This is a genomic window from Streptomyces sp. NPDC019224 (genome assembly GCF_040632605.1).
Classification (GTDB): Bacteria; Actinomycetota; Actinomycetes; order Streptomycetales; family Streptomycetaceae; genus Streptomyces.
On the sequence record NZ_JBEYCF010000093.1, the window covers coordinates 1 to 10,691 of the forward strand.

At 73.3% G+C, this 10,691-nt stretch carries 11 protein-coding genes and 1 pseudogene; 5 read left to right on the top strand and 7 right to left on the bottom strand.

From position 1 onward, the window contains the following. Window positions 1-174: 174 nt before the first annotated feature. Complete coding sequence (locus ABZ564_RS32305; RefSeq protein ID WP_360863015.1) at window positions 175-1,278, bottom strand: hypothetical protein; 1,104 nt, start codon at window positions 1,276-1,278, stop codon at window positions 175-177. A gap of 183 nt (window positions 1,279-1,461) precedes the next feature. After that, window positions 1,462-2,679 carry an ROK family transcriptional regulator gene (locus ABZ564_RS32310; RefSeq protein ID WP_360863017.1) on the bottom strand — a complete coding sequence of 406 codons (1,218 nt, stop codon included), beginning with the start codon at window positions 2,677-2,679 and terminating at the stop codon, window positions 1,462-1,464. 55 nt (window positions 2,680-2,734) lie between these two features. Between ABZ564_RS32310 and ABZ564_RS32315 the strand changes: the two genes are divergently transcribed. Both ABZ564_RS32315 and ABZ564_RS32320 read left to right on the top strand, forming a co-directional pair. Then, the gene (locus tag ABZ564_RS32315) at window positions 2,735-3,895 is read left to right on the top strand and encodes a Gfo/Idh/MocA family oxidoreductase (RefSeq protein WP_360863019.1); all 1,161 of its coding nucleotides are present in this window, start codon (window positions 2,735-2,737) and stop codon (window positions 3,893-3,895) included. Then, on the top strand, window positions 3,892-4,371 hold the full coding sequence (locus ABZ564_RS32320) for a heme-degrading domain-containing protein (RefSeq protein WP_360863020.1): 480 nt from the start codon (window positions 3,892-3,894) through the stop codon (window positions 4,369-4,371). Before ABZ564_RS32315 ends, ABZ564_RS32320 begins: the two co-directional genes overlap by 4 nt. Window positions 4,372-4,487: 116 nt before the next feature. Here the strand turns inward: ABZ564_RS32320 and ABZ564_RS32325 are convergent, their stop codons facing one another. From ABZ564_RS32325 to ABZ564_RS32345, 5 genes are all read right to left on the bottom strand, one after another. Next, a complete protein-coding gene (locus ABZ564_RS32325) occupies window positions 4,488-5,348 on the bottom strand; it encodes a fumarylacetoacetate hydrolase family protein (protein WP_360863022.1) in 861 nt (286 codons plus the stop codon). 135 nt (window positions 5,349-5,483) lie between these two features. Continuing rightward, window positions 5,484-6,254 carry a YidC/Oxa1 family membrane protein insertase gene (locus ABZ564_RS32330; protein WP_360863024.1) on the bottom strand — a complete coding sequence of 257 codons (771 nt, stop codon included), beginning with the start codon at window positions 6,252-6,254 and terminating at the stop codon, window positions 5,484-5,486. A 99-nt stretch (window positions 6,255-6,353) separates the two neighbouring features. Next, window positions 6,354-6,689, bottom strand: a complete 336-nt coding sequence (locus ABZ564_RS32335; RefSeq protein WP_360863026.1) for a DUF6412 domain-containing protein — start codon at window positions 6,687-6,689, stop codon at window positions 6,354-6,356. Window positions 6,690-6,776: 87 nt separating this feature from the next. Beyond that, window positions 6,777-8,270 (bottom strand): sodium:solute symporter family protein, encoded by a 1,494-nt coding sequence (locus ABZ564_RS32340; protein WP_360863027.1) that lies wholly within the window; start codon window positions 8,268-8,270, stop codon window positions 6,777-6,779. Beyond that, the gene (locus ABZ564_RS32345) at window positions 8,267-8,425 is read right to left on the bottom strand and encodes a DUF3311 domain-containing protein (protein WP_018105675.1); all 159 of its coding nucleotides are present in this window, start codon (window positions 8,423-8,425) and stop codon (window positions 8,267-8,269) included. The genes ABZ564_RS32340 and ABZ564_RS32345 overlap by 4 nt, the downstream gene beginning before the upstream one ends. A 161-nt stretch (window positions 8,426-8,586) precedes the next feature. Here ABZ564_RS32345 and ABZ564_RS32350 point away from each other — a divergent pair, with 161 nt between their 5' ends. From ABZ564_RS32350 to ABZ564_RS32360, 3 genes and pseudogenes are all read left to right on the top strand, one after another. After that, window positions 8,587-9,594, top strand: coding sequence for an SEC-C domain-containing protein (locus ABZ564_RS32350; RefSeq protein ID WP_360863028.1), 1,008 nt, complete (start codon window positions 8,587-8,589; stop codon window positions 9,592-9,594). Between the two features lie 345 nt (window positions 9,595-9,939). Beyond that, window positions 9,940-10,377, top strand: coding sequence for a hypothetical protein (locus ABZ564_RS32355; RefSeq protein ID WP_360863030.1), 438 nt, complete (start codon window positions 9,940-9,942; stop codon window positions 10,375-10,377). 123 nt (window positions 10,378-10,500) lie between these two features. Continuing rightward, window positions 10,501-10,691, top strand: a pseudogene (locus ABZ564_RS32360) (hypothetical protein); the annotation flags it as partial.

Below are 10,691 nucleotides of genomic sequence, written 5' to 3' on the forward strand. Positions count from 1 at the left end.
AGCGGGGCTGGGTGCGTGCAGCTGCAAGGCGGAGGATTGAGCCATGGCGGAGCCATGGTGATTGACGACAACGCCGCAGATGCGCGCACCCAGCCCCGCGACGCCGCCCCCCAATTGCCGGCCCACCTGGGGCCGACTGTTCGAGCACGAGGTACTGGCTGAGCAGTGCGGCCGTCAGCGGCGCGGGCGGCGGGTGCGGCGGGCGGCGAGGACCATCGCCCCGCCGCCGATCAGGAACCCGGAGACGGTGAGCGCGGGCAGCGGTACGGGGACGGAGATGCCGGTCCGGGCGAGTTCGGGCACCCCGGCGGGGTCGGTGCCGGGCGGCGGGGGGCGACGGGTGCCGCCGGGCCGGGTGGGGTCGGTCCTGTCGGGGTCCGCGTACCCCTCTTCGCCCTTGCCCTTCACCGTGCCGCTCCCCCGTTCCTCGTCCTCGCCGGTGCCGCCCACGTTCTCCCTGCCCGTTCCGTCCGCGCTCTCGCGGTCGCCGTCCGTCTCGCCGGTGTCACCGGTGCCGGTGCTGTCCCCGGTGTCACCGGTGTCGGCGGTGTCTTCGCCGCTGTGCTCGTCGACCACGGTGAACGGGTAGTCCTCGGACTCACCGACCCACTCCCCGTCACCGCCCCCCACGTCCCGCCGTTGGACGACGGCGGCGTTCGCGGTGATCCGGCCCGGGCTCGTGCCGGAGGTGAAGGCGAGCCGGACCTGGACGGTGACGGTGCGTCCGGCGGGCACGGTGAAGCCGGGGAAGGCGTCGTCGCCGCCGCCCCCGAAGACGCCGATGTGCTCGTCCCGGTCGGTCGTCTCCCAGGTCACCCGGTGCTCGACGTCCGGGCGGGCGCGCTCGGAGAACTCCAGCTGGATCTGGTCCGAGGTCAGCGCCCGCTCCTCGTCGGTGAGGACGATCACGGGGTGGATCGCGCGGCACGGCTCCGTCGTGGTGTTCGTCAGGTCCAGGAACCAGGTGCCGTAGCCGCCGCCGGACGCGTAGGTGTCGGGGCCGCCGTGGATACGGGTGTCGATGGGGAAGCCGGTCGACGCGGGGGTGCCGCAGGCGGACTCCCGGCCGGCGGTGGCCGAGCCGGGCCCGGCCGCCGGGGACAGCCGGGTGGCGGGTCCGGCGACCGGGCTCCGCTGGGGTGCGGCGGACGCGGTCGCCCCGCCGAGGACCACGGGCATGACGCTCGCGGCGACGAGACCGAGCGCGAGGCCGTGCCGGGTGCGGCCGGTGCCGGGGGGCTCGGCGGGCTCGGGGGACTCAGCTGTTTCGGGGGGCATGGCGGGGCAGCCTCCACTTCGTACGGCAACGGCCGGTCGGGGCGCGCGGAGTCCGGCCGTCCGGTCGCCCGGACGGCGCTGCCCCGGGAGCACGCCCTGGGGCGGCGACCCTGTCACGCGCGCGCGGGCGCCCCGCGCAGGCGTGCCGGGGGCCCGCCCGGACGGCGGCGGGGGTGCGCCCGATCAGCCCACTTCCCCGGGGACCTCCGAGTCACCCACCCCTCCGAACACCGGGACCTCCGAGTCACCCACCCCTCCGAACACCGGGACCTCCGAGTCACCCACCCCTCCGAACACCGGGGCCTCCGAGTCACCCACCCGTCCGAACACCGGGGCCAGCACCAGTTGCGCCGCGCCCTCCGCGACCGGGCGGTCGCCCGCGCGGTGCGCGGTGACCGGGACCGGGGTGCCGCGCACCCCGTCGCGCCGGGCCCGTTCGTCGAGTACGGCGCGCACCCCCCGTACGTACGCGTCGGGGTCGGCGGCGACCGTGCGGCCGCCCAGCACCACGCGGTCGATGTCGAGCAGCCCGACGAGGTTGGCGGCGCCGGTTCCGAGCACCCGCGCGGCCTCGGCGGCGTCGCCCCGGTGGACGGCGGCCAGGCACAGCGCCTCCAGGCAGCCGCGACCGCCGCAGCCGCACGGGACGCCGTCCAGCTGCACGGTCTGGTGGCCGAACTCCCCCGCCCCCGTCCGGAGCCCCCGGTGCACCGCCCCGCCGAGGACGAGCCCCGCGCCGAGGCCGGTGCCGAGGTGGAGGTAGGCGAAGTCGGCGGGGCCTTCCGCGCCGAGGGCGAGACCGAGGGCGGCGGCGTTGGTGTCCTTGTCGAGGACGACGGGCAGCCCGGTGCGGGCCGAGAGCGCGTCGCGCAGCGGGTAGCCGTCCCACTGGGGGAACCCCGTGACCCGGTGCAGCACCCCGCCCCGGTGGTCCAGCGGCCCCGGCACGGCGACGCCCACCCCGAGCACCGGCGGCGCCCCGTCCCCCCGCACGGCGGCGACCGCCCCGGCCGCCGCCGCCAGCACCTCGTCCGCCGGGGCCCCGAAGTCCAGCGGAGCCGTACGGCTTTCGGCGACCGTCCCCGCGAGGTCGACGAGCACCACGGTCAGGCCGTCGCGGTCCAGGTGCAGCCCCACCGCGTGGCCCGCCCCGGGGACGAGCCGCAGCACGGTCCTGGGCTTGCCGCCCGTGGAGGCGCGGCGGCCCGCTTCCGCGGCCAGGCCCTCGGCGCGCAGCCGGGCGGTGATCTTGCTGACGGCCTGCGGGGTGAGCCCGGTGCGCTCGGCGAGTTCGAGCCGGCTGATGCCGCGCTCGCCGGCCACCCGCAGCAGATCCAGCACGAGGGCCGCGTTGTGGCTGCGCAGGGCGGGTAGGTTGGCGCCGCTGTTGCTCCTGTTCACGCCCCTATTGTGGCGCGCGCTTGCACTTTGGCAACAGCGTTGCCAAAGTGGGGTCATGACCTCCCCCACCCCTTCCGAGACCTCCGGCTCCCCCCTGCGCGTCGGACTCGTCGGCTACGGCCTGGCGGGGTCCGTCTTCCACGCCCCGCTGATCGCGGCGGCCGACGGCCTCACCCTGGACACGGTCGTCACCCGAGACGAGGAACGCCGCGCCCAGGCCCGCGCCGCCTACCCGGACGTGCGGTTCGCCGCCTCGCCCGACGAGCTGTGGGCGCGGGCGGACGAGTTGGACCTGATCGTGATCGCGTCGCCGAACCGGACGCACGTCCCGCTCGCACGGGCGGCGCTGGAGGCCGGGCTTCCGGTGGTCGTGGACAAGCCGGTCGCGGGCACGGCGGCCGAGGCGCGGGAGCTGGCGGCGCTGGCCGAGGAGCGCGGGCTGCTGCTCTCGGTCTTCCAGAACCGCCGCTGGGACAACGACTTCCTCACCCTGCGCGCGCTCCTGGCGGACGGTGCCCTGGGCGAGGTGCAGCGCTTCGAGTCCCGTTTCGAGCGCTGGCGCCCGCGGCTGAAGGGCGGCTGGCGCGAGTCGGGCGACCCGCGTGAGATCGGCGGGCTGCTGTACGACCTGGGCAGCCATGTCGTCGACCAGGCGCTGACGCTGTTCGGCCCGGCGGCCCAGGTGTACGCGGAGACGGACCTGCGGCGCCCGGGCGCGGCGGCCGACGACGACACGTTCGTGGCGGTCACGCACACCTCCGGGGTCCGCTCGCACCTGTACGTGAGCGCGACGACGGCCCAGCTCGGCCCGCGTTTCCGGGTGCTCGGGTCGAACGCCGGGTTCGTGAAGTACGGCCTCGACCCCCAGGAGGCCGCCCTGCGCGAGGGCGCCCGCCCGACGCGGGGCGAGCCGTGGGGTGAGGAGGGCGAGGAGCTGTGGGGCCGGCTCGGCGCGGGCGAGTCCCCGGTCACGGGCGGCGGCACCCCGGTCCGTACGGTCCCGGGCGACTACCCGGCGTACTACGCGGCGGTCGGTGACGCGCTGCGCGGGAAGGGCGACAATCCGGTGACCGCCCTCCAGGCCGCGGAGGCGCTGGACGTCCTGGAGGCGGCCCGCCGCTCGGCACGCGAGGGGGTCACCGTCACCCTGCGGCCGGCCGGCACCCAGGCCTCCGTACCCTCCCCCGCCCACGCCCCCGAGGAGCAGCCCGTATGAATCCCACCGCTCCGACCGTCTCCGAGCTGATCGCCCAGGAGCGCAGGCTGACCCTGCCGCGCTTCGGCCACGACGACGCCTACGCGCTCGGCGGCCTGCTGGTCGCCCTGGCCCGGGAGCGGCACGCCCCGGTCGCGATCGACATCCGGCGCGGGGCGCAGCAGCTGTTCCACGCCGCGCTGCCGGGGTCGAGCGCGGACAACGACGCCTGGATCGACCGCAAGCGCAGGGTCGTCGAACGGTACGGGGAGAGCTCGTACCTGGTGGGGACGCGGTTCCGGGCGAAGGGGACGACGTTCGACGAGGCGTCCCGGCTCGACCCGGACCGGTACGCGGCGCACGGCGGCTCGTTCCCGATCGCGGTCGAGGGCGCGGGGGTCATCGGCTCGGTGACGGTCTCGGGCCTGCCGCAGGCGGAGGACCACGCGCTGGTGGTGGAGGCGCTGGAGCAGTTCGCGTCGCGGATCGGCGGCTGACGCACGCGGAGGGGTGAGGCCCGCACCCGGCGGACCCCGCCCCTCCGATGTCTCGGGGCGCCAGGGGTGGTTCGGCGATCGCGGCCCGGTCCGGCCCTATCGGCGGGGCACACCCCCTACGCGTCCTTCAGCTCCTGCCGCTGCCGGCCCAGGCCGTCGATCTCCAGCTCCACGACGTCACCGGCCCGCAGATACGGCTTGGGGTCGGGGTGCCCCATGGCCACGCCGGCCGGGGTCCCGGTGTTGATCACGTCGCCCGGGTAGAGCGTCATGAACCGGCTCAGGTACCGGACGACCTCGCCGACGGGGAAGATCTGGTCGGCGGTCGTGCCGTCCTGCTTGAGCTCGCCGTTGACCCAGAGCCTCAGCGGGAGGGCCTGCGGGTCGGCCACCTCGTCGGCGGTGACCAGCCAGGGGCCCAGCGGGTTGAACGTCTCGCAGTTCTTGCCCTTGTCCCAGGTGCCGCCGCGCTCGATCTGGAACTCGCGCTCGGAGACGTCGTGCGCGACCGCGTACCCGGCGACGTGGGCGAGCCCTTCCTCGGCGGTCTCCAGGTAGCGCGCGGTGCGCCCGATGACGACGGCGAGCTCGACCTCCCAGTCGGTCTTCACGCTGCCGCGCGGCACGAGCACGGTGTCCTCGGGTCCGACGACGGTGTCCGGGGCCTTGAAGAAGAGGATCGGCTCGTCCGGGATGAGGGCGCCGGTCTCCGCGGCGTGGTCGTGGTAGTTCAGCCCGATGCACACGATCTTGCCGATCCGGGCGAGCGGCGGGCCCACCCGCAGCCCCTCGGCGTCGAGCGCGGGCAGCCCGCCCGGGGCGGCCGCGGCGGTGCGCACCCGGGCGAGCGCGTCCTCGTCGGCGAGCAGCGCGCCGTCGATGTCGGGGACGACGCCCGACAGGTCGCGCAGGGTTCCGTCCTCGTCCAGCAGCGCCGGTCGTTCCGCGCCCGCCGTACCCACACGAAGCAGTTTCAAGGGTCTTTCTCTCCTCGGTCGGGATCAGGCCCGTCGGATGGGTGGCGGCCATCGCAGGCTTGTCCGATCCTCCAAGACATCCGATCACTCCGCAAGACCCCGTTCACACCCTGGAACGGCCCGTCCGCCGGCGGATCAGGCCGCCGGGGCGACCGCACCACCCGGAGCGGGCATGTCGCGGTACAGGAAGGCCCGCTCGACCGCGGTCCAGGTGGTGCTCGTGACGACGTACAGCGCGGCGGCCAGCGGCACGAAGGCGACGGTGAACAGGGTGAAGAAGGACATCAGCGGCATGAGCTTGTTCATCGCGCCCAGGCCGGGCACCGGCTGCCCGTCCGGCCCGGCGGCCGGGACGACCGGACTGGCGGCCATCTGGCGCTTCGTACGTCCGTAGTTGAACGTGGCGACGGCGGCCACGATCGCGAAGAGGCCCAGGTAGACCAGGCCCTGCGCGCCGAACACCCCGCCGTGCGCGAGGGCGTCGTGCCAGCGCTCGCCGAGCGGGGCGTCGAAGAGCTGGTGGCCGAGGAGCGCGTTGGCCTCGTCGCCGATCCTCTGGCTGGAGAAGAGGTGGTAGAGCAGGAAGAACGCCGGCATCTGGAGCAGGCTCGGCAGGCAGCCGGAGAGCGGCGAGACCTTCTCCTCGCGGTGCAGCTCCATGAGCGCCTTCTGCATCCGCTCGCGGTCCTTGCCGTGCTTCTTGCGCAGCTCGGCGATCTGCGGCTGGAGCCGGCGCTGCGCCTTCTGCCCGCGTGCGGCGGCCCGGGAGAGGGGGTGCACGGCGAGCCGGACGAGCGCGGTGAACAGGACGATCGCGGCGGCGGTGGACGCGTTCTGGAAGAGCGGGTGGAGCAGGTCGGCGAGGGCGCCGACCAGGCTGGCGAAAGCGGACATGAAGGTGGACATGGCTGAGCCCTCCGGGGGTCTCGTCGTGCCGGGAAGCGGGAAGGACTGGCTTCGGCATGACGGACCGCGAGAGAGCCGCCCCCACGAGGGGAAGGCGTCCTACGCGGCCGTCGGGAGGGCGCGGCCCGGGGCTCGGGGACGACGGCGCCCCTGGGCGTCCGGGTCCCGTTGCGGGAGGAACGCGGTGCGTTTCTCCCGGTCGCGGATGGCGGTGCGGACCCGGGTGCGGGGCACCGGGGCGGCGCAGCGGGCGCTGATGACCGAGCAGGCGACGAGCGCCGTGCCGGCGGCCGCGGTGGCGGCGAGCGCGACGGCGGCGGAGAGGGTGCCGCCCTCGGCGAGGAGCACCTCGGTGAGGAGGAAGAACAGCAGCCCCGCGGGGCGCAGGACGCGGGAGAGACCACCGCGTACGCGGCTCATGGCGCTGGCGTCCATGGACGGTGCCTCCCTTCCTGGCTCGCTCCTACCGGCCCATCCGTTATACACGATGGGCCGGAGGGGTCAACGTACGTTGACGGCAGCTCAGCCCGCCCCGACGGGTGCGTCCACCTCGTCCCCGGCCAGCACCTCCTCGTCCGGCCGTTCGTCGCGCTCGCGCGGACCGGCGTACGTCACCGCCAGCGCGACGGCCAGGTTGGCGGCGAGGGCGACGATGCCCGCGTTCACCCCCCACACCGGATCGTTCTCCGTGAACACGAACCCGCACACCGTCCCGACCCCGACGACGAGCCCGGACATCGCCCCGAGCAGCGTCAGCCGCCGCCACATCAGCCCCAGCAGCACCATGGGGAGCAGTTGCGCCATGCCCTCGTACGAGATGAGCGAGAGGCGTACGAGGGTGTTGGGGGCGGTGTACGTGAGCAGGAGCGCGAGGGAGCCCGCGACCACGACGACCGACTGCGCGGCCCCCTTCTGCCGCCGCTCCCAGCGCGGGACGAGCGAGAGCACGCTGCGGCCCCACATCGTGCCGATGACCAGCATGAACACGGCCATGGGCACGATCGAGGAGAGCGCGGCGGCGACCCCGATGACCCCGACGGACCAGGCGGGCAGCGAGTCCACGACCAGCTTGAAGAGGGCGAGGTTGGACTCCGCCCCGACGAGCCCCGGCACCACGAACAGCGCCGCCATGCCGAGCAGCATCGGGACGAAGAGCAGGACGTTGTAGGCGGGCAGCCACATGGCGTTGCGGCGGAGCACGTCGGCGTTCTTCGCGCCGAGGTAGCCGGCGACGGTGGTCGGGAAGATCACGACGGTGAGCGAGTTGAGGAACGAGGTGGTGATGAACCACGCCTGCCCGAGGCCGCTGTCCCCGTGGCCGGGGAAGGTCAGCCACTCGCTCTTCTCAGTGACGAGCCGGTCGAGGAAGGGCCCGTAGCCGTCGAAGTAGTGCACCGGCACGTAGATCGCGAGGAAACCGAGCGTGACGATCACCAGCAGGTCCTTCAGCACCGACACCCAGGCGCTGCCGCGCAGCCCGCTGACGACCACGAAGCCGGTGGTGACGGCGAAGGCGATGAAGTACGCCCAGTTCAGGCTGATGGCCCCGTAGGAGATCGTCGAGACGACGACGCCCATGCCGGTGATCTGGAGCTGGATGTACGGGAGCAGGAACACGGTCGCCAGGACGGCGACGAGCGCCCCGAGCCAGGGCCGTCCGAAGCGGTGCGCCACCATGTCGGTGATCCCGACGAGACCGTGCCTTCGCGCGTACGCCCACAGCATCGGCCCGACGACGTAGCCGACGGCGTACCCGCAGGACATGTACGCGACCACGTACAGCACGGGCGCCCCGTAGTTGTAGCCCCAGCCGGCGGCGCCGAGGTAGCTGAAGCTGGTGTAGCCCTCACCGGCCATCAGCACCCAGATGAAGACGGTCCCCAGACTGCGCCCGCCCACCGACCACTCGGCGAGCCCGCCCCCGCCGCCGCGACCGCCGCGTACGGCGAGCAGCCCCAGGGCGACGGTGGCGACCATGAAGACCCCGAAGACGGAGGTCGCGACGGCGGCGTTCACCGGCGGTCACCCCGCCGGGTCAGCCACACGGCGACGGGGGTCAGCAGCGTCGCCCCGAGCAGCCAGAAGAAGAGGAACGGCAGCCCGAGAACCACAGGTCTGACCCGGTTCACGAACGGCAGCGCCCCCAGGTAGAGCACGTAGGGGACCAGCAACCACAACAACTGCGGACGTCGTCTGAGCACGTCGGAGTACCTTACGGCCTCGGCCCCGCCCGGGGGCCGGTGCCGCCGCGGGCCGGGCGGGCCGACCCGCCGCTCCCCCGGCCCGGGACAAGCCCTCCGCCCCACGCCCGCACGGCAGTACCGTGTGATTCATGCGCCCCGACACGCCTGCCGACCACATCACCGAAGCCGAGCGACTGCTCCGCACCGCGGCGCAGTACCCCGAGGACCACGAACCGCTGCTCCTCCAGGCCGCGGCCCACCTGGAACTCGCCGGCGAACGCGCTCGCGCCACCACGCTCTACGACGAACTGCTCAGCGACCCCGGCACCGAACACCCCCACCTGGTGAAGGCGCTCAGCGCCGCGAACCTCTGGGAGTACGGCCACGAGGCGGAGGCCCGCGCGCTCATCGACGGCGTCCGCGTGGCGGCCCCGCAGGAGGCGGCCCCCTGGGAGATCGCGGCCGAGACGCTGGAGGCCCACGACGAGCTGGAAGCGGCCCACGACCTCTTCTCCACGGCCCTGCGCCTGCTGATCGCCCCGGGCGAGGAGGTCCCGTACGCCACCCAGTCGCTGCTGACCGGCCGCCACCGGGTGCGCCGCCTGATGGGCGCCCCGCACGACGCCTGGGACGAGCTGGCCGACACCCTGCACACCGCGGCGGTCCCGCTGGACGAGCTCCACGACCCGAAGCGCCTGTGGTCCCTGGGCTCGTCCGACCCCGGCGAGCTACGCGCCGAGATCACCCGCCTGCGCGCCGAACTGGGCACCTACCGCACGGCGTTGTCGCGCCCGTTCCCGGTGGCCGTACTGCACTGGCCCGCGGACGAACTGCGCGAACTGCTCACCGCCTACCCGGGCCTGGGCAGCGAGTACACCTCGCACCCGGACCACCTGGCCCGCCTGGAGGCCGCCCTCCGCGACCTCCAGACGGCGGGCACCCCCAACCTCGGCATCGTCAGGGGCACGGTCCCGTCCTACGAGGCGTTCGCCGCCTCCGAGGCCGCCTCCCCGGCCGACCCGGACCTGCTCCCCCAGTACGCCACCACCCTGGCCGCCCGCGGCCGCGCCGTCCCGTGGCCGCCGCCGAAGAGCGGGAACTGCTGGTGCGGGTCGGGCGAGTCGTACCGGGAGTGCCATGGGGGGCGGATGGGGTGAGCCGGCGGGCTCGCGGGGGCGGGCCGTTCGACCGCGACCGCCCCGGAATCCGGGTGCCGGGCGGGACTCGCCACTGCCCGTCGGTCCGCGCGACGTTGAACCCATCCATCACAAGCGGTATCGCTTTGCACCCACCGAGGAGTCGTCGGTGCGGATACCGCGCAGCGCACAGTAACGGGAAAGCAGGTCATGAAACCGAAATCGCTTGGCAGGAGCATGGCTTTGATCTTGGCGGTTACCGCCTTGAGCGCAGCCTGCTCGAACCATTCATCCGACGGCACGGCCTCAGCCACACGAAGTGGACCTGCGTCCACGCCCCTGCCTCCGGACAGTCTGCCCGTAAAAATGAAAGAAGCCGTCGAGAAGGACCTCGGCTTCTCCGTCCGAGATGCGACGGACCTCGGCCGAACCGTGGATCTGCAACACGCAGAACTGTGGAGGGCTTGCCTGACGAGAGAAGGGGCCGGCACGGACTCCATTGATTTTGGTGCTGTCCCGCGCGGGGAAACGTGCCCAGCTCATTGGAACGCCCATGTCCCCACCCCCAAGACACCCGATCTCATAGGCAAGGACTTCGATAAATCCTACGCCCAACTCCTGAAGAAGGGATACAACAGCCGCTTCATTGATGTTTTCTACGGAGGCCCCGGCATTGTCGACCAGCAGGAAATCTCTCGGGTGCACGGAGAAATCTGCAGCCAAAGCCCGAAACCTGGCGAACTGTACGACCCCTCGGAAAACGTCACACTGCACGTCGCAATAGGAAAGTGCCCGTCGGTCTGAAATGGCACTCGTGACGCCAGCGGTGTCTCTTTCTTGACGGTCCGCCGACGGAGTCGGTGGGCCGTTTTCGTGTTGCCCCCGGGCGACGACCTCATCAACCTCGCGGTGGCGTACGACAGACAGCTGATCGCCCCGGGCGAGGAGGTCCCGTACGCCACCCAGTCGCTGCTGACCGGCCGCCACCGGGTGCGCCGCCTGATGGGCGCCCCGCACGACGCCTGGGACGAGCTGGCCGACACCCTGCACACCGCGGCGGTCCCGCTGGACGAGCTCCACGACCCGAAGCGCCTGTGGTCCCTGGGCTCGTCCGACCC